Origin of the sequence: Pseudoalteromonas sp. MEBiC 03607 (genome assembly GCF_004792295.1) — a bacterium.
Taxonomy (GTDB): domain Bacteria; phylum Pseudomonadota; class Gammaproteobacteria; order Enterobacterales; family Alteromonadaceae; genus Pseudoalteromonas; species Pseudoalteromonas lipolytica_C.
In genome coordinates this window covers 973,384-992,368 of the sequence record NZ_SRRY01000001.1, presented here as the reverse complement: position 1 = coordinate 992,368, position 18,985 = coordinate 973,384, and the positions used below count along the sequence as shown (strand labels likewise).

Below are 18,985 nucleotides of genomic sequence, written 5' to 3'. Positions count from 1 at the left end.
ACTAGTTTTAAGTTACAAGCTTCAAGTTAGTTACTTTCCCCTTGAAACTTAAGCCAATTTCTTTTGGTGAGAAATTGGAGCGGCACACGAGGCTCGAACTCGTGACCTCAACCTTGGCAAGGTTGCGCTCTACCAACTGAGCTAGTGCCGCTTTATAAGTAGTCAGTAATTTGTCCGTTGCTGCACAACCTTGAAGGTTGCGGTAAAACGTTCTGGCAACTGAGCTAGTGCCGCTTTATAAGTAGTCAGTAATTTGTCCGTTGGTGCACAACCTTGAAGGTTGCGGTAAAACGTTCTGGCAACTGAACTAGTGCCGCAAATTTCAACTATAAAAGTTTAGCTAAAGGCACACTAACCCCGCGGGGGTTAACGTCTTAAGCGGGGCAGGATTCTACAATAATCCGATGTGTTTGCAAATGTTTTTTACAAATTAAAGAATTTTTCTTGGTAAACCTTTAATTCCATGATCGAATCTTTAATATCGTCGAGGGCTAGATGCGAACCTTTTTTGTTCACTTGTGCTAACACGTCAGGTTTCCAGCGACGCGCAAGCTCTTTAACTGTGCTTACATCGAGGTTACGGTAGTGAAAGTAGTCTTCCAATTCAGGCATGTACTTATTCATAAAGCGGCGATCTTGGCCGATAGAATTACCACACATAGGCGAAGCACCCGCAGGTACCCATTGCTTCAAAAATGCCAGTGTTTGCTCAATGGCATCTTGCTCTGTGAATGTGCTTGCTTTACAGCGAGCTGTTAAACCAGATTGACCGTGCTGAGTCGTACACCACTCATCCATGCCATCAAGCAGTTCATCGCTTTGATGAATAGCAATAACAGGGCCTTCAGCCAAAATGTTTAAATCACTGTCGGTGACAACAGTGGCAATTTCGAGTATTTTATCTGTTGCTGGTTCGAGGCCTGTCATTTCCAGGTCGAGCCAGATAAGATTTGATTTATGAAAAGACATAGTTACCTTAGCGGTGCTTTCCTTTAGATCCAACGCATTTAGATATATCATATTAGTATCATCAGTCGACCTAAAGCTTTTTTTTCAAAAAGCCCGACATTTACTCAAGTTATAGGCCAAAAGTGGCAAAACAAAAGAAATTAAGTAAAGGCCAATCGCGTCGAATTAAGGCCAACCATCAAAAACGCCTCTCTAATGCAGATAAAAAGCAAGAGAAAGGGGCAACTGTGCAATGGCAAAATGACAATTTAGGTCCTGCCGAAAATGCGGTAGTGATCAGTCGATTTGGCCAACATGCCGACATCGAAACCGAATCAGGCAGCATATTACGTTGTAATATTCGCAGAACAGTATCGAGCCTTGTCTGTGGTGATGAAGTTATTTTTCGCCGAGCAAAAGTTAGCGAGGGCGACTTATCTGGCGTTATTGAAGCAACCCATGAACGTCGCTCACAATTAACGCGCCCTGATTTTTATGACGGGGTAAAAGTCGTCGCTGCCAATATCGACCAAATTTTAATGGTTTCTGCGGTACTGCCTGAGTTTACGCCAAACATTATCGATCGCTATTTAGTTGCCTGTGAAGACATGGGAATTGAGCCTATTTTAGTGCTCAACAAAATAGATTTAATTGACAATGAAGGCCTTGCTTTTATTGATGAAATTCTCGATATCTATCGAGAGTTAGGTTATCAAGTACTGTTAGTCAGTAATAAAACGGGTCAAGGCATTGATGAACTTAAACAAAAACTGGTCGGTAAAAACAGCATTTTTGTTGGTCAAAGTGGTGTGGGTAAATCAACCTTAGTCAACACTGTACTGCCAGATGCTGACATTCTAACCCAAGAGGTCTCCGAGAACAGCGGCCTTGGTCAACACACAACAACCGTATCGCGATTACACCATTTACCAAGTGGCGGTAATCTTATCGACTCACCGGGAATTCGTGAGTTCGGCTTATGGCATTTAGAGGTTGAGCGCGTTACATGGTGCTTTAAAGAGTTCCGTGATTTTATTGGTGGCTGTCGTTTTCGCGATTGTAAGCATTTAAACGATCCTGGCTGTATAATTCGCCAAGCTGTTGATGATGGTGAAATTTCAGAACTTCGCTTTGACAGTTACCACCGAATTTTAGAAACTATGGCCGACGGCCGTGCTGGTGCACGCGCTCCTCGCGTATAACTATTTAGGAAATAACAAGTGAGTTTAGATAAATTCAAAATTGCTATGCAATATGCCATGCCAAAACATTTCATTTCGCGCATGGTTGGCAAGTTAGCAGCAGCAAAAGCGGGTGGCTTAACAACGGCCTTAATTAAATTGTTTATCAAACAATACAAAATTGATATGAGTGAGGCTAAATACCCAGATCCAGCTCATTACAAAACTTTTAATGAGTTTTTCACTCGCCCATTAAAAGAAGGTATTCGTCCACTTGCTGAAGAAAGCGACATTATTGCTCACCCAGTTGATGGTGCAATTAGCCAATTAGGCGATGTAGTCGACGGTCAAATCATCCAAGCAAAAGGCCATGACTACAGCTTACAAGCACTACTTGGTGGCAAAGAAGAAGACACAGCGCCGTTTTTAGGCGGCAAGTTTGCGACTATTTATTTAGCGCCTAAAGATTACCACCGTATTCACATGCCTGTTGATGGTACGCTGAGCAAAATGATCTACGTACCGGGTGATTTATTTTCGGTAAACCCGTTAACAGCGCAAAATGTACCTAACCTATTTGCTCGTAACGAGCGAGTTGTGGCTATCTTCGAAACCGAAATTGGCCCGCTAGCCATGGTGCTTGTAGGTGCGACAATTGTTGCTAGCATCGAGACTATTTGGGCTGGCACAGTAACGCCACCAGCAGGTAAAGATGTATTTAGTTGGAATTACCCAACTAAAGGTGACAATGCAATTACCCTGAAGAAGGGTGAAGAAATGGGTCGCTTTAAATTAGGCTCTACCGTTATTTTAGCCTGGGGTGCAAATCAAGCTGAGTTCTTATCAGATCAACACCCAGAAACAGTAACACGTATGGGCACACCATTTGCGAAAATTAACGACTAATAAGTTCAATTAAGCAAACCAATTAAGCAAACCACTTTAACTAAAAGTGGTTTGCTTAAAATTCACTATAAATCGCGCCTATACCCCACGATTACACTCTAAACATTCACTATCTTTTTGAATATTAAAGCGCTGCTGTTTTAGTGTTAGCCCATCAAATTGAATAAACTCGCTACCCGTTTTATGGCCAAGCAATATATTGATAGCCAATAAACTTTGCATGCTCCCAATAACACCCAGTAACGGGCTCAATACCCCAGCATTATCGCAATTAAGCGCTGTTTGCTCCTCCGTTTGCGGGAATACACAACCATAACAAGGGCTCTGTTCATCACGAAAATCAAAACTCATCACCTGCCCCTGCGTTGCAATGGCAGCAGCTGACACAAGAGGGATAGATTTAGCTAAACAATAGCGATTAACCAAATAACGGGTAGCAAAGTTATCACTGCAATCAAGGATGATGTCAGCGCCATCAAGAAGCTCAGCACAGTTACTTTCATCAAGCTTTTGGCATAGGGGCTTAACCGTAATTTGATTATTTAAACTGCTTAATACCTTGGCAGCCGCCTGTGTTTTTGCCTGCCCCATATGGTTTACTTTATAGAGTATTTGTCGCTGTAGATTTGAAAGCTCAACCTTATCGTCGTCAATCAAAGTGAGCGTTCCGATACCCGCCGCCGCTAAATAAAACAGTGCTGGTGAGCCAAGTCCACCTGCCCCGACAACCACAATATGTGCAGACTTTAACTTTTGCTGCCCCGCATGCCCCACCTCTTTTAATAGCAAGTGGCGGCTATAACGAATTTGCTCTTTGTCGCTTAACGCGCTCATGCTAAGACTGACCTTCGACCAGCTGTTTTAACTTGGCAATGGCTACTTGGTAGTCTTCGGCTTCAGTAATCGCACGTACTACTGCAACACTGCCAACCCCCGTACTCGCAACTTGCTCTGCACGTGATATATCAATTCCACCAATCGCAACCGTTGGATAATCAGCCATCAACGGCACAAATTTTTCGAGCTTTTCTAAGCCTTGAATTTGCCCTGTCATGTCTTTGGTGGTGGTTGGGTAAATAGCACCAAACGCCATATAACTTGGTCTGTAATTGTGCGCGCGTAGCATCTCATAAAAGCCATGGGTTGAAACACCTAAGCGTAACCCAGCCTCTTTTATGGCAATTAGATTAGCGGTTTGTAAGTCTTCTTGCCCTAAATGCACACCATAAGCGCCATGTTTAATCGCTAATTGCCAATAATCATTGATATACACCTGCGCATCGTACTTTTGCCCCAGCATAACTGCACTTGCAATGGCATCTTCGAGTGTTGCATCGTCTGCATTTTTCATTCTTAATTGAACGGTTTTAACTCCTTCAGCTAAACACTTCTCTAACCAATCAACCGTATCAACAACGGCATATAGCCCAAGCTGTTTAGAGTCGCACTCAGCAAAGCCTGCTGCCATGGTAAAATCAACCGGGCAGTCAAAGTCGAGTTCATCACCTAGCCAACTTCCCGCTTCGATGACTTGTGGGTAATCAGCTAGATTTGTTGGAAAGCAAGTGTGTGCAACAGGGCCAATCCCTTCACCATATCGAATGGCTGCTTTTAATCCTTGGTTTATATAGGCTTTCGCTAAAATAAAGGCATCTTTGAGTGGATACTGTTTGGCTAAACACGCAGCAATCACAGAGGCCATACTGCATCCAGTACCGTGACTATGCGGTGTTTGAATTTTTTCGTTGCCAAGCCAATATGCGTGATCACCTTGCACGCAGTAATCAATACAATAGCCACTTGGGTAATCCCAATGCCCCCCTTTGATGATCACCGCTTTTGCACCATAGCCTGTTAACTTCTCGGCGGCTTCTTTCACTGCGCTTGGGCCAATCAAATAAACACCGGTTAATAGCTGCGTTTCGTGAGTGTTCGGTGTTACTACATCGACTAATGGCAATAAACACTCTTTAATGGCACTAACAGTATCTTCTTCTGTAAGTAAGTCACCACTTGAGGCAATGGCAACCGGATCATAAACAACCAAAGGTGGCTCTGCCCAAGTTGCTTTGTAATGTTTTAAATGCTCACTAATAAGCTGTATTTGCTGCACATTGGCAAGCATGCCAATTTTAATCACGCTGGCAGGCATATCACTGGCTAAGGCTAATAGTTGCGACTCAATCACTTCTGTTGATATCGGGTTCAGCGCTTCTACACCTAAACTATTTTGTGCCGTTAAAGCAGTAATAACTGTGCAGCCATGTACGTTAAAACTTTGCATTGCTTTGATGTCGGCTTGAATTCCTGCACCGCCGCCCGAATCTGAGCCAGCTATGGTCCATACAACCTGATTCATGTTACTCCTCACTTTTTATTCTTGATGCCAAAATGGCATTCCGAGCGTCGGCGTTGATGGGCTTGCTACGTCTTTCTCTGGCATCGCTTTGGCCAAATAGCTATATCGCCCCGCTTCAACCGCACTCTTAAACGCTTTACTCATCGTCACTGGGCAACCTGCACCTGCAATTGCCGAATTTAATAATACGGCATCATACCCTAATTCTAGCGCTTGGCAGGCATGGGATGGTAAACCTAAGCCCGCATCAACAATTAAAGTATGGTTTGGCAAGCGCCCACGGATCATTTTTAAGTTGTAAGGATTCAGCAAGCCTTTACCCGTGCCAATCGGTGCGCCCCAAGGCATAAGTACTTCACAGCCTAAATCAGCGAGGCGCTGACACAGCACTAAATCATCAGTGCAATAAGGTAAAACTTTAAAGCCATCGGCCAATAAAATTTTAGTGGCTTCGAGCAGTGCGAATGGATCTGGCTGTAAATTATATTCATCACCAATCAACTCTAACTTGATCCAATCAGTGGCAAACACTTCGCGGCACATTTGTGCCAAGGTCACCGCTTCTTTCACGCTATGACAACCCGCCGTATTTGGCAGCACCTTTAACCCGGTATTTTTTATCAATTGCCAAAAATCATCACCCGCAGCAGCGCTTTGCTGACGTCTCAATGAAACGGTGACAATTTCAGCCTGTGAGGCCACTATCGACTCTGTCATAACACTTGGCGAAGGGTACAGTGCAGAGCCAATCAGTAACCGACTCGTAAATTGCTCACCATAAACCGAAAAACTATCCATCTTAGCCTCCTTGAATTGGCGACAATAGCTCAATGCTGTCGCCTTCGTTGAGAGGTTTAGCATCGCATTGGCTGCGCGGTACAAAGTCACCATTAACGGCAACCGCAAATGGAGGTCTTGCGCCAAACTGGCTCAACGCCTGAGTGAGCGATGTATTGTCGTCCACTGTAACTGACTGACCATTAATTAAAATATTCATTTTTATCCTTAAGCAATTAAGCTCACTGCATCATCGACCACCTGAGGCGCAAGTAAATAGCCATGACGGTACAAGCCATTAATACTGATCACTCGACCTTGCTTTGTGACTTTCGGGCGGTTGTCTGCAAACGCTGGACGAAGCCCTGATTGCAAGCTCTCGATACGCCCTTCAGCAAAGCCGCTATGTACTGTATAAGCAGCAGACAATAGCTCCAGCGCCGAGCGCACGGTGACTTTACCGCGGTCTTGCGATTCGATTTCAGTCGCACCAATCACAAATTGATGATTTGGCTTAGGAGCAATATAAATTGGGTAACGCGGATGCATCAGTCGTATCGGTCTGGTTAGGTTCACCTCTGGTGCATATAAACGCGCCACCTCCCCTCTTACTCCACGCAGTAAGGGTTCAGCATGTTTAGCACCTAAGCCGCGGCAATCAAATACATAATCAAAGCTTTGGCCATTCACTTGATGGGCGTTCAACTCAACTTTACAGCCAAAGTTAAATTGCACCCCTTGCGAGGTAAGCTTTTTAAAACTAGCGCGATAAAATGCCTGATTATCGAGTTGCCCTTCACAAGGTAAATACACACCTTGGTGGAACCGCCCAGCTAGTTCTGGCTCAAGGTCTGCGATTTGAGTGCCAACCAATGCCTGCGCCTGATAGCTTTCAAGCGGTTTTAAGCGGCTCACAAAACTTTGTAAATCGCCCTTATCTTGCTGATGAGCAACCACTAAACTGCCTGTTTGTTGAAAATACACAGCGTCATCGAGCTCACTTAAAATTTGCTGCCAACGAATGATGCTATTAAGCCCTTGTAAGGCTAAATCCTGTTCACACAAGACTGATTCAGCAAGGGGTGCCAACATCGCTGCAGCAACGCTGCCAGCACTGTTGCTAGCATGTTCATCATCTTGTTCAAACACCGTAACTTGATGCTGCTTAATTAGCGCCAATGCCGCTAAGCGCCCCGCTAAGCCAAAACCAATCACTGCAATGTTGTAAGACATATTAACCTCAGCCTTAAACGATAAGATTTAAGCAAATAGCGCGATATAAAATCGCGCCTACAACTAGCCTAAACTGCTTTTTGGTAAATCTCAGAGCCTGTTTTTTTGAACTCGTCTGATTTCGCTTTCATTTCGGCTTCAACATCGACCATTTTGATTTCGATAGCATCGCCTACGTTATTTGGATCAATGCCTCTTGCTTCAAGATCTTTGGCGTAATCACGTACTTCTTGAGTGATCTTCATCGAGCAGAACTTAGGACCACACATAGAGCAGAAGTGTGCAATCTTGCCTGATTCTTGTGGCAGTGTTTCATCGTGATATTCGCGGGCGCGTTCTGGGTCTAAACCTAGGTTAAATTGGTCGTGCCAACGGAACTCAAAGCGTGCTTTTGATAATGCATTATCGCGCTCTTGCGCACCCGGGTGACCTTTTGCCAAATCGGCAGCATGAGCAGCAATTTTGTAAGTGATTAAACCTTCTTTAACGTCTTCTTTGTTTGGTAAGCCTAAATGCTCTTTAGGGGTTACATAACAAAGCATAGCGCACCCGTACCAAGCAATTTGCGCAGCGCCAATACCTGATGTGAAATGATCGTACCCCGGTGCAATATCCGTGGTTAATGGACCAAGAGTATAAAACGGTGCTTCTTCACAGTGTTTTAGCTGCTCTTCCATGTTCTCTTTGATCATATGCATTGGCACATGGCCTGGGCCTTCAATGAACACTTGCACATCATGTTTCCAAGCAAGTTTTGTCAGCTCACCTAAAGTACGTAATTCGCTGAACTGGGCTTCGTCATTAGCATCGGCAATAGAGCCCGGACGCAGGCCATCACCTAATGAAAAACACACATCGTACTGTTTTAAAATTTCACAAATTTCTTCAAAGTGCGTGTATAAGAAGTTTTCTTTATGATGCGCTAAACACCATTTCGCCATGATTGAACCACCACGCGAAACAATACCGGTAACACGCTTTGCGGTCATTGGCACATAACGGAGCAATACCCCAGCGTGAATGGTAAAGTAATCAACACCCTGTTCTGCTTGTTCAATCAAGGTATCGCGGAAAATCTCCCACGTTAGGTCTTCAGCCACACCGTTTACTTTTTCAAGCGCTTGGTAAATTGGTACGGTGCCAATTGGTACTGGTGAGTTACGTACCACCCACTCACGAGTTTCGTGAATATAGCGACCCGTTGATAAATCCATTACCGTGTCAGCGCCCCAACGAGTAGACCACACCATTTTTTCGACTTCTTCTTCGATTGATGAAGTCACAGACGAATTACCAATATTCGCGTTCACTTTAACTAAAAAGTTTCGGCCAATGATCATCGGCTCGGTTTCTGGGTGGTTAATATTGTTAGGAAGCACAGCGCGGCCTCGAGCAATTTCATCACGCACAAATTCAGGGGTAATAAAATCAGGAATGCTAGCACCAAACGATTCGCCTTTGTGCTGGGCTGCAAGTAACTCTTCACGAATTTTAGCGCGACCCATGTTTTCACGGATTGCCACATATTCCATTTCAGGCGTCACGATGCCTTGTCGCGCATAATGCATTTGCGTGACGTTTTTACCTGCTTTTGCACGGCGGATTTTTGGTAAGTGCTCAAAGCGGATATGATCTAACCCTTCATCTGCCATACGCTGTTGAGAAAATTGTGAAGTCACTGAGTCTAAAATTTCAGTATCGCCGCGGCTTTCAATCCACTTTTCACGGTATTTCTCAAGACCCTTTCGCACATCGAGTTTAAAATCCGGATCAGTGTATGGGCCTGATGTATCGTAAACACGAATTGGCGCGTTAGGCTCAAATACGGGATTCTCTTCAGTACCACCGATGAAGGTATCGCTGAGGGTGATTTCACGCATCCCTACTCGCACATTATCTTGCGTGCCTTCTACATAAACTTTATGAGAATTAGGAAACGGTTGGCCCGTTAAGTTATAAATATACTCTGATGCAGCCGCACGAACTTCGCGGCGAGATGGTTTAGTTGTTGTGTTTGACATGACTTACCTCATTGCTTTAAGGGTTGTCTTGTCAGATATTGCAAGTGCAATAGAGAGTGGCAAACGCCATTGGATCGTTAGTAAGTTAAATGCTTACCAGTGCAGCCTGTGCCGCTTATGCCCCAAAATTTGGCGCACAAGCGCCTAGTGAGGCAGCTTGTTCCCTACGCAGGTGTTAGCCTGATCAGGTTCACGGATCCCGCTTTCGCGATCTCAGCCTTGTTAAAGGCACTCCGACAAGTTTAAATTCGTTATTTTTTATTAACGCAATGAGTGTACGTTAGTTAAAAATTTGCTGCAAGCACATGCGCTTTAGTTTTTGGCGATAAAGGTAAAGCGATGCGTACCTTGCAAAGTCAGTTGCTCACCTTCAAGCTTAATGGCTGCACCTTCTCTTAACGCGGTTAACAAACTACGTTCGAGTTCATCGGCTTTCTCACCGCACGATTTACGTGTCATGCCTAGCTTGTTTACTACAATTGAATCATCGTCAGTTAGAACTGCTTCGCCAAAGAATTTATTACAGCCTGCAAAGCCATTTATTTGCATTGCTTCAATAAATCGCATTGATGCACTTTGCGACACATCAAGACTTAAGCCATTCACCTTTGATAGCTGCCACTGAGTATATTTTAATTGTTCACTTGTGACTGTACTGGTTGATGAACACCCTAAACAAAATAATACAAACAAAAGTGGTACGGCTAAACGCTTCATATTTTTTACAATTCAAATTCCAATACCATAATAGTAACAATATTTGACTGCTTTGATCGTTAAAAAAACATGTTTTATCTGTAAAAAATTGTTCTAAGCCCCATTTTTTTGAAACACTCTCGCTTACTTGAATAAGTTATCGACTTCTTCTGGTAAAAAAGGACGACCTTTTTCATTTACCGACGTACCAATCACTAACGCTTGTAGCATCACTTTATCGTCATGTTTGCGATACACCGTTTGCCTAAACGCAAACTTTAAACGGCTGATACGCTCCGGCTCAACTGCAACGTAAAATTCATCACCCGGCACAAGTGATGCCTTGTAATCCATTTCGCTGCGAAGCACCACAAGGTTCACTTTTTCTCTTGCTAGCTTTGCAAAGTCGATACCTTGAGCATGTAAAAATTCATGGCGAGCATGTTCTAAGTAATTAAAATAAACACTGTTATTTACAATACCTTGTAAATCACACTCATAATCACGCACTTTAAAGTCGACTTTAAAGGTCATAGTCGTATTCCTAATCAATTTACGTATAATTGCCTGCGTTTATACCATAAAAATTGATTTTATAGCCATTTGGCTAGCTAGGTTGCTAGAATAGCAGTCCCGAAAATGGAGTTAAGAATCCACATGAAACGACGTTTATCATTATTATCTGCTGCCATCCTGCCTTTATTTGCAGCATCTTCGATTGCCTACGCTGAAGATGGTGAGTTGGAAACGATTGTAGTTACCGGTGATTTCAAAAAAGAAAGCATTCAAACATTAAGTGCCAGTGCTAGTTTGTTTTCAGACCATGAAATCAATCAACGTGGTGCAAAGTTTTTAGATGAAATGCTTGCTAGTGCAGCGAATGTAAACTTTACCTCAGGGGCATCTCGTGGTCGTTTCGTGCAAATTCGTGGTGTAGGTTTACGCTCACAGTTTGTAGACCCAATTAATCCTTCGGTTGGCTTAGTGATCGACGGCATCAACTACTCTGGTTTAGGCGGTAGTTCACTGTTATTTGATATCGACCAGGTAGAAATTTATCGCGGCCCACAAGGAACTCGCTTTGGTGCTGATGCTCTAGCTGGCATGATTCAAATGGAATCTGCAACACCCACTCTTGACCCAAGTGTGAAAGTACAACTAGGTGCGGGCAACTACAACAGCTTTGAGGCAGGTATTGCCGCAGGTACGGGTATTACCGACGACACAGCAGTACGCGCCAGTATTTATCAACGTGAGTCTGATGGCTATGTTGAAAACCGTTATTTAGGCGAAGATACCCAACAACAAGATGAGCTCGTTTCTCGCTTTAAATTACACAGCCAATTGACCGATCATCTACGTACTGAACTGAGCGTTCATTACATTGATATTAATAACGGCTATGACGCCTTCACCTTGGATAACAGCCGTTACAGTGTGGCTGATGAACCTGGCCAAGATAACCAAGAAAGCATTGCGGTTGGCCTTGCCAACATTTACACCGGCTTCGATTGGTTTGATGTTAGCCTAAACCTTTCAGGTATCGACAGCGAGCTGCTATACAGCTACGACGAAGACTGGGTGTGTAATGATGAAGCCCAACCAGAGTTATGTGCTGCAGGCTTGCATGAATGGGGCTATAGCTCAACAGATGCTTACTTTCGCGATCGTCAAGATCAAGCAGCCGAGCTGCAATTTAGCGGTAAGTCTGGTGAGTGGGTTGCCGGTATTTACTACCAAGGCCGCGAAGTTGATTTAGAACGCCAATACACTTGGCTGGCGCAACCATTTGCATCAAATTATGAAACCAGCAATATTGCGGCATACGGTCAATTAGCAACACCTATTGGTCCAAAAACAACCTTAATTACGGGTTTGCGTGTTGAGCAGTATCAAGGCGACTACACCGACAACAACGGTTTTGTTGAAGAAACTGATGATGTCATGGTGGGCGGTAAGCTTGCACTTGAATACCAAGTGATTGATCGCACCATGATCTACACCAGTATTACTCGTGGCTATAAGGCCGGCGGTATTAATTCTGAAGCATTAGCAAAAGCAAAAGATGAAGGCTTAAATCTAGATGCTGATTTCTTTGCTAATCACACATCATTTGCCCCTGAATACCTTTGGAGCGGTGAGTTTGGTGTAAAAGGCAGCTCACTAGACGATAAGTTTGTGTTACGTCTTGCCGCTTTCTACATGTATCGCGAAGATATGCAGTTAAAATCGTGGCAGGTTGAAGGTCAAAAATTCACAGGCTATATCGATAATGCCAGCTCTGGTGAAAACTACGGTTTAGAAATTGAAGGTAGCTTCCAAGCCACTGACAATTTACTACTTACGGGTAGTGCAGGTTATTTACATACCGAAATCAATGACTTTGTTGCACAATCAGGCCTTGATCAAGATGGCCGTGACCAAGCACAAGCACCTAAATACCAATATGCATTCACTGCGCGTTATAACTTTACGCCAGCACTTTACGCATCAATTGGTGTAGAGGGCAAAGACGATTATTACTTCTCTGACAGCCATAACTCACAAGCACCAAGCACCAACTTGGTAAATGCTTCGTTTGGTTATGAAAGTGATAATTGGAGCATTAATGCATGGGCACGTAACTTATTTGATGAAGACGTACCAACTCGTGGTTTTGAGTTTGGTAACGACCCATTAGATGGTTACACCACTCATACTTACACCCAACTTGGCGAACCTATGGTTGCCGGTGTGACATTTATTTACGAGCTATAAACCGTAGGCGCGACTTTATGTCGCGCTTTTAAAATCAATGAAAATCGCGGGTTAAACCCGCTCCTACATTTAAGCCCTTTCGACATCAAAAGCGATCACGTCTTTGATCTTTTGCTTATTCGTTGCCAGCATAATGAGTCGATCAATGCCCAGTGCGACACCCGCACATTGTGGTAAGCCATGCTCTAGTGCAGCTATTAAACGCTCATCCATTGGCACTTGCTTTAAGCCATTTGCTTCTCGGTACTGATTATCTTCACTAAAACGAGCTGCTTGCTCTTTGCCATTGGTCAGCTCATTAAAGCCGTTTGCCAGTTCCATATTTTTAAAATATAACTCAAAGCGCCCTGCTACTCGCTCATCGTGCTGACAAATTTGCGCAAGAGCTGCTTGCGAAGCTGGAAAATGATAAACGAAACAAGGCTTTTCTTGGCCAATAGTTGGCTCAACCTTCATACAAAATAATAGCTGTAACAAGGTATCGCGATGTGTTTCATTCGCGGCAATATCGGCAAAGCCCTGCTCTGTTGCTAGTTGCTGCAATGTGCTGATATCAGCAGTTAAAGGGTCTACACCTAAGGCGTTCATAAAGGCTTGCTGATAAGTGAGTCGCTCTGCGCTTTCTACGCCAAGCACCAATTGCATAAGCTCATCCATTTCATCCATAAGCGCAAATTCATCAAAACCCGGACGATACCACTCAAGCATCGTAAATTCAGGATTATGATGGCTACCCGCCTCTTCATTTCGAAAGGCTTTGCACAGCTGGAAAATAGCCCCAGAGCCCGCAGCAAGTAAACGCTTCATGGCAAACTCAGGTGACGTTTGCAAATAAAGTGGTAAGCCACCAGCATGACCAGGACCAACAAACTCGGTACTAAATGTCGCTAAATGCACATCAGTTACACTGGCAGCACTTAGGCTTGGTGTTTCAACCTCCATAACATCGCGCGCATAAAAGAACTCACGAATACGGCGAATGATGGCGGCACGGTGGCGTAAAGTTTCAATATCGGCGCTTGGTTGCCAAAGGGCTTTAGACATAAACTGTTTCTCAAAAAAAATCCCAGCAGAAGCTGGGATTTTATAATAAATTGCTTAACAAAGCCTATTACTTAACGCGGCTCACGTATTCACCGCTACGTGTATCAACCTTGATCACTTCACCGATTTGTACGAATAGAGGAACACGAACAACAGCACCAGTGCTTAATGTTGCTGGTTTACCGCCAGTACCTGCTGTATCACCTTTTAGACCTGGATCTGTGTCAGTGATTTCTAGTTCAACAAAGTTTGGTGGAGTAACGGCGATTGGGTTACCGTTCCAAAGCGTGATTGTACATACGTCATTTTCAACTAACCATTTAGCGTTGTCGCCAAGTGCTTTTTCGTCAGCAGCGATTTGCTCAAATGTTTCGTTGTTCATGAAATGCCAGAACTCACCGTCAGTATATAGATACGCTAAATCGGTATCCATTACGTCTGCACCTTCAACGGTCTCACCTGACTTGAACGTTTTTTCTAGTACTTTACCTGTGATAAGTTTACGAATACGAACACGGTTAAACGCCTGGCCTTTACCTGGTTTTACCATTTCATTTTCTAAGATGCTGCAAGGTTCGCCGTCTAACATAATTTTTAGGCCGCCCTTGAACTCATTGGTGCTATAATTCGCCATCGTTTCCTCTGTCTAAATAATTTCGAGTAATCTACGTGTCAATGATACAAAGAAATGAAGTAAATTTGCATAAAAACTGGCAAAAAGAATTGGCAAATGTTGTCACTTGTCCTGAACGCTTGCTAGAAATGCTAGGATTATCAAGCAAAGTAGACGAAAAAGACCTCAAAGCACGCAGTCTTTTTCCTGTCCGCGTGCCGCTGCCTTTTATCAAAAAAATGCGTTATGGCGACATAAACGACCCTCTTTTGCTGCAAGTGATGCCTCGCCATCAAGAATTTTTAGCAAAAACAGGTTACGACAAAGACCCCTTAAAAGAGCAAGATAACAACCAACCTGGTTTGTTACACAAGTATCGCTCTCGCGTTTTAGTGATGTTTAAAACCGGTTGTGCGGTAAATTGTCGCTATTGTTTTAGACGCCATTTCCCGTATCAAGAAAACCAATTAAACAAACGTAGCTTAATTGACGCACTGGCTTATATAAAAGCCGACAGCAATATTAACGAAGTCATTTTAAGTGGCGGCGACCCTTTGATGGCCAAAGACGATGCCGTTAGTTGGTTTATGGATGAGTTAGAGCAGCTACCGCAAATTAAACGCCTACGTATTCACAGCCGCTTACCTGTGGTGATCCCTGCAAGAATTACCGATGAGCTATGTGCACGCTTTGCTGCATCATCGTTAAAAGTGGTGTTTATAAACCATATCAATCACGCCAACGAAATTGATGATGACTTTAAAGCTGCCATGCAAAAATTAAAAGCTGTGGGTGTTACCTTATTAAATCAAGCGGTGTTACTAAAAGATGTGAATGACTCTGTCGAGTCACAAGTTGCACTTAGTGAAGCGCTATTCGAAGCAGACATTTTACCTTACTACTTACATCTACTTGATAAAGTTGAAGGTGCCAGCCACTTTGATATAGCAGAGAGTCAGGCACGGGAAATCGTGACGGCTATGCTGGCAGCATTGCCGGGGTTCTTGGTTCCAAAGCTGGTACGCGAGATCGGCGGCGAAAAAAGTAAAACGCCAATCGATCTCAATCTAGTTTAACAACTAAACGTATACGTTTACGTTGTTACCTAGTGTCGCAGTTACCGACTTAGCAGGTGTTTGTGCTGCTGCACTCGATGTGGCTGCACCTTCGATTAGCGCTAGAGCTGCTGCACCTTCTGCTTTTTGCTGTTTTTTAGCAAGCGATGCGCTGTAAACTTCGGCGCTTTCACCACCGCCACTCATCGCTGGTAAGCTTGATCCTGATATATTCATAGTTCATTACCTGACTTTTTAAGACAATCCACGTACTATATCGGCATTGCAGTCTAAAGCTTTAGGAAAAAAATGGATTCAATTATAGAACAGCTAAATGCTAACCTAAAAATCGTTTACCGTCAGGCACTTGATGCCGATAAAAAATTAGATGACTTACAGCAGCAAGGGCACGGCAAATTCACAGCCTTATTTGCAAAAGATGCTGGCTTTGATTTTGAAGCTAAACGCTTTAAACCTTACGTTCTCGATGTTGCTGCTGATGTAGAAAGCTTAAGCAATGATGGTATGGACGAAGAAAAACTGAAAAAAACCGTTATTAAACTGCAACAGCTATTACAACTGTTAGCGACGTTTAAGTAAACTAACGGAAAAGTGAAAGTGGCTCTTTAGCCATAAGTTTAACAATGAGTATATTCATCGTTAAAACTCATATAGTTAATTTTGGCAGCGCTTTTATATCTTGTTAATTATGCAAACAAAAGCAAAAACACTCTATATAAAGTTGCTGCCATAAAAGCGTATTTATTCAGCTGAGTCAATTGACGGAAGCAGTTTATCCTCAAACCACTCGGCTATCAGTTTATTATCGTAATAGTATGAATCTTTGTAACGCATTACGATACCATCTAGATAGCTCATATCTTTAAGTTTCAAGTTGCTATCTTGGCTAACAACTTTTCCATCATTACTCTTAACTGTATAATTTAAGGTAATTTTAGGTGAGTATGTAGATGACATTACGCGAGGTTCGGTACTATTGCCATTGCCATTACCTAACAGTACTTCACCAGCAAGATCTAAATCTGTTACCTCAACAGAAAAAACATAACCATCAGGTAATTTACTTGCTAACTTTCTAAACGTTTTTTCGTGGTTACGCTTAACGCTGTTATAGTAATTTTCTTTTTTCCAGTTACTCCCTGGGCGCACATCACTGTATTCATCAAAATTTTGCCATTTTACTTCGGCTTCACCAGAGTAGGCAAAAGCAGGTAAAAGTAAACTAGTTACAAGTAAAGCTTTATTGATCTTAATCATTCCATTTCTCCATTAGGTTTCAAACTATTACATAATCAACATTTATAAAATGTATAGTGTGAACACCACGTAAAAATCATGTAATAGAATAATAATATGGTTCAAAATGTAACCAAGATCAAGACTAAGAATACTTTTAGTACTTTAGGTATTGAACGTTAAACGAATAAGCTAAAAGAAAAACTTATATACGGATATTCTCAATAAAATGAAATTTATAAATTGTAGCAGCAGTTAAATATGTATTTAGTTGTACTATTTACTTACTGCTACAGCCACATAGTGACTAAGTTTATTCATCAAGATTTAACGACGGTAATAGCTCATCTTCGAACCAATCAGTAATTAAACGTTTATCGTAATAATAAGCCTCGTCACGACCCATCTTCATACGATCCATGAATCCCATATCTTTGAGTTTTACATCGTTTGCTTCGCTCACGACCTTACCGTTTTTATCGGTAATTGAATAATTTAGGTCGATACGCGGAAAGTAAATTGGTTTGATAATACGTAGCTCATTCATGGTACCAAAACGCACATCACCAGCTAGATCGAGCTCTGTCACCTCAACATTAAAGGTATAACCTTCGGGTAGCTTTTCAGCTAGTTTGTTAAAGTGTTTTTCAAAATTATTTGCCACATTTTTATGAAATGCGCCTTTTGGTGAGTTATTCCCTGGGCGTACATCACGATAATCATTAAAGTCATGCCATTTAACTTTTGCTTCGCCTGCATGAGCAAAAGCCGGGAGCGTAACCATAAGCGCTAACGCAACTTTTTTTACTATATTCATTATATTCTCCAGTTAACAGGTTTAGCTAGTGCTTAAAAATTTAGCAGCTGACGATTAACTATAGCTTAATATGTAATCAGCTAGGTGTAACCAATATGGTATAAAGTGTAATCAAAAACAACTACCTCACCTTGCCATACAGAATAATAATCACATTTTATTCATGTAATTTAGCGCTAAATATGATGAAATAAGCCTAATTTAATCAGGTATAGTTTATGGAAATCTTATGACCATTTTAGTCACCGGCGGAGCCGGATATATCGGTTCACATACCGTTTTAGAGTTATTACAACAGGGTAATGATGTTGTTGTACTTGATAATTTAAGCAATTCATCAAATGAGTCATTGGCTCGTGTTAAAAAAATTACGGGTAAAGATGTCACATTTTACCAAGGTGATATTTTAGATAGAGCCTGTTTAGATAAAATCTTTAGTGAGCACTCAATCGACAGCGTTATCCACTTTGCAGGTTTAAAAGCCGTGGGCGAATCGGTTATTAAACCTATTGAGTATTACCAAAACAACGTACAAGGCACGTTAACGCTGGTTGATGCAATGCGCGACGCTGGTGTATTCAAATTAGTATTTAGCTCATCAGCAACGGTTTATGGCGACCCAGCAAGCTTACCAATTCGCGAAGACTTCCCTGTTGGTGGCACAACAAACCCATACGGTACATCAAAACTCATGGTTGAGATGATGCTACAAGATATTGCTAAATCGGATGAACGCTTTGCCTTTGTAATTTTACGTTACTTTAATCCTGTTGGTGCGCACGAGTCGGGGCTAATCGGTGAAGACCCTAATGGCATTCCTAATAACTTACTGCCGTATATTTCTCAGGTGGCAGTTGGCAAATTAGAAAAGCTAGGTGTGTTTGGTGATGACTACGATACGGTAGATGGCACGGGCGTGCGTGATTACATTCATGTTGTTGATTTAGCTCTTGGTCACTTAAAAGCGCTGAACCGCATTGCTAGTGATACAGGCGCACACGTATTTAACCTTGGCACAGGCAATGGTTATTCGGTATTACAAATGGTTAATGCCTTTGAAAAAGCCAGCGGTCAAGCTGTTCCTTACCAAATATCGCCGCGCAGAGCGGGTGATATAGCTGCATGTTACGCTGCCCCAGAAAAGGCGCTAAAGGAGCTTGGCTGGCAAGCTGAGCGCGGCATTGACGAGATGATGCAAGATACGTGGCGCTGGCAAAGTAAAAACCCTAACGGTTATAAATAAGCACTAGCCTTGGTGTTAGACAAATGGCTGTTCTCTGTGTCCTCTGTGGTTAGAAAAAGATCTTTAATTCACAAAGAG

At 42.7% G+C, this 18,985-nt stretch carries 20 protein-coding genes, 1 tRNA gene and 1 riboswitch; of the genes, 6 read left to right on the top strand and 15 right to left on the bottom strand.

Annotated features, from left to right (window positions below):
* Positions 1-75: 75 nt before the first annotated feature.
* Positions 76-151: transfer RNA gene (locus E5N72_RS04480), tRNA-Gly, on the bottom strand.
* 272 nt (positions 152-423) lie between these two features.
* The gene (gene orn, locus E5N72_RS04475) at positions 424-969 is read right to left on the bottom strand and encodes an oligoribonuclease (RefSeq protein WP_135923411.1); all 546 of its coding nucleotides are present in this window, start codon (positions 967-969) and stop codon (positions 424-426) included.
* A 122-nt stretch (positions 970-1,091) separates the two neighbouring features.
* Here orn and rsgA point away from each other — a divergent pair, with 122 nt between their 5' ends.
* A complete protein-coding gene (gene rsgA, locus E5N72_RS04470; protein ID WP_135923410.1) occupies positions 1,092-2,150 on the top strand; it encodes a small ribosomal subunit biogenesis GTPase RsgA in 1,059 nt (352 codons plus the stop codon).
* 18 nt (positions 2,151-2,168) lie between these two features.
* Entirely contained in the window at positions 2,169-3,035 is an 867-nt protein-coding gene (gene asd, locus E5N72_RS04465) for an archaetidylserine decarboxylase (RefSeq protein ID WP_171040440.1), read from the top strand.
* Between the two features lie 78 nt (positions 3,036-3,113).
* On the opposite strand, the gene E5N72_RS04460 is transcribed toward asd, so the two are convergent.
* The 8 genes from E5N72_RS04460 to E5N72_RS04425 all read right to left on the bottom strand — a co-directional run bounded on the left by E5N72_RS04460 (position 3,114) and on the right by E5N72_RS04425 (position 10,655).
* A complete protein-coding gene (locus E5N72_RS04460; protein ID WP_135923409.1) occupies positions 3,114-3,869 on the bottom strand; it encodes a HesA/MoeB/ThiF family protein in 756 nt (251 codons plus the stop codon).
* Between the two features lies 1 nt (position 3,870).
* The gene (thiE, locus tag E5N72_RS04455; protein ID WP_135923408.1) at positions 3,871-5,394 is read right to left on the bottom strand and encodes a thiamine phosphate synthase; all 1,524 of its coding nucleotides are present in this window, start codon (positions 5,392-5,394) and stop codon (positions 3,871-3,873) included.
* A 15-nt stretch (positions 5,395-5,409) separates the two neighbouring features.
* Positions 5,410-6,192: a thiazole synthase gene (locus tag E5N72_RS04450; protein WP_135923407.1), complete on the bottom strand. Its 783-nt coding sequence runs from the start codon at positions 6,190-6,192 to the stop codon at positions 5,410-5,412.
* 1 nt (position 6,193) lies between these two features.
* Complete coding sequence (gene thiS / locus E5N72_RS04445) at positions 6,194-6,391, bottom strand: sulfur carrier protein ThiS (RefSeq protein WP_135923406.1); 198 nt, start codon at positions 6,389-6,391, stop codon at positions 6,194-6,196.
* Between the two features lie 8 nt (positions 6,392-6,399).
* On the bottom strand, positions 6,400-7,404 hold the full coding sequence (locus tag E5N72_RS04440; protein ID WP_135923405.1) for an FAD-dependent oxidoreductase: 1,005 nt from the start codon (positions 7,402-7,404) through the stop codon (positions 6,400-6,402).
* A gap of 68 nt (positions 7,405-7,472) precedes the next feature.
* Positions 7,473-9,425: a phosphomethylpyrimidine synthase ThiC gene (gene thiC / locus E5N72_RS04435; protein WP_135923404.1), complete on the bottom strand. Its 1,953-nt coding sequence runs from the start codon at positions 9,423-9,425 to the stop codon at positions 7,473-7,475.
* Positions 9,426-9,569: 144 nt separating this feature from the next.
* Positions 9,570-9,671, bottom strand: a riboswitch (TPP riboswitch).
* A gap of 66 nt (positions 9,672-9,737) precedes the next feature.
* Positions 9,738-10,142 (bottom strand): META domain-containing protein, encoded by a 405-nt coding sequence (locus E5N72_RS04430; RefSeq protein WP_135923403.1) that lies wholly within the window; start codon positions 10,140-10,142, stop codon positions 9,738-9,740.
* Between the two features lie 123 nt (positions 10,143-10,265).
* Entirely contained in the window at positions 10,266-10,655 is a 390-nt protein-coding gene (locus tag E5N72_RS04425) for an acyl-CoA thioesterase (protein ID WP_054561129.1), read from the bottom strand.
* Between the two features lie 123 nt (positions 10,656-10,778).
* Here E5N72_RS04425 and E5N72_RS04420 point away from each other — a divergent pair, with 123 nt between their 5' ends.
* Positions 10,779-12,878 carry a TonB-dependent receptor gene (locus E5N72_RS04420; protein ID WP_135923402.1) on the top strand — a complete coding sequence of 700 codons (2,100 nt, stop codon included), beginning with the start codon at positions 10,779-10,781 and terminating at the stop codon, positions 12,876-12,878.
* A gap of 69 nt (positions 12,879-12,947) precedes the next feature.
* Here E5N72_RS04420 and epmA read toward each other — a convergent pair whose 3' ends face one another.
* Entirely contained in the window at positions 12,948-13,922 is a 975-nt protein-coding gene (epmA, locus tag E5N72_RS04415; protein ID WP_135923401.1) for an elongation factor P--(R)-beta-lysine ligase, read from the bottom strand.
* Positions 13,923-13,989: 67 nt separating this feature from the next.
* A complete protein-coding gene (efp, locus tag E5N72_RS04410; protein WP_135923400.1) occupies positions 13,990-14,556 on the bottom strand; it encodes an elongation factor P in 567 nt (188 codons plus the stop codon).
* A 41-nt stretch (positions 14,557-14,597) separates the two neighbouring features.
* Between efp and epmB the strand changes: the two genes are divergently transcribed.
* Positions 14,598-15,611 carry an EF-P beta-lysylation protein EpmB gene (gene epmB, locus E5N72_RS04405; RefSeq protein ID WP_135923399.1) on the top strand — a complete coding sequence of 338 codons (1,014 nt, stop codon included), beginning with the start codon at positions 14,598-14,600 and terminating at the stop codon, positions 15,609-15,611.
* 3 nt (positions 15,612-15,614) lie between these two features.
* On the opposite strand, the gene E5N72_RS04400 is transcribed toward epmB, so the two are convergent.
* Positions 15,615-15,827, bottom strand: coding sequence for a hypothetical protein (locus E5N72_RS04400; protein WP_135923398.1), 213 nt, complete (start codon positions 15,825-15,827; stop codon positions 15,615-15,617).
* 72 nt (positions 15,828-15,899) lie between these two features.
* Here E5N72_RS04400 and E5N72_RS04395 point away from each other — a divergent pair, with 72 nt between their 5' ends.
* Positions 15,900-16,190, top strand: coding sequence for a hypothetical protein (locus E5N72_RS04395; RefSeq protein WP_054561134.1), 291 nt, complete (start codon positions 15,900-15,902; stop codon positions 16,188-16,190).
* 162 nt (positions 16,191-16,352) lie between these two features.
* On the opposite strand, the gene E5N72_RS04390 is transcribed toward E5N72_RS04395, so the two are convergent.
* Both E5N72_RS04390 and E5N72_RS04385 read right to left on the bottom strand, forming a co-directional pair.
* Positions 16,353-16,868, bottom strand: a complete 516-nt coding sequence (locus E5N72_RS04390; protein ID WP_135923397.1) for a DUF3016 domain-containing protein — start codon at positions 16,866-16,868, stop codon at positions 16,353-16,355.
* A gap of 292 nt (positions 16,869-17,160) precedes the next feature.
* Complete coding sequence (locus E5N72_RS04385) at positions 17,161-17,664, bottom strand: DUF3016 domain-containing protein (RefSeq protein WP_135923396.1); 504 nt, start codon at positions 17,662-17,664, stop codon at positions 17,161-17,163.
* Positions 17,665-17,893: 229 nt separating this feature from the next.
* Between E5N72_RS04385 and galE the strand changes: the two genes are divergently transcribed.
* A complete protein-coding gene (gene galE / locus E5N72_RS04380) occupies positions 17,894-18,907 on the top strand; it encodes a UDP-glucose 4-epimerase GalE (protein WP_135923395.1) in 1,014 nt (337 codons plus the stop codon).
* Positions 18,908-18,985: the final 78 nt, after the last annotated feature.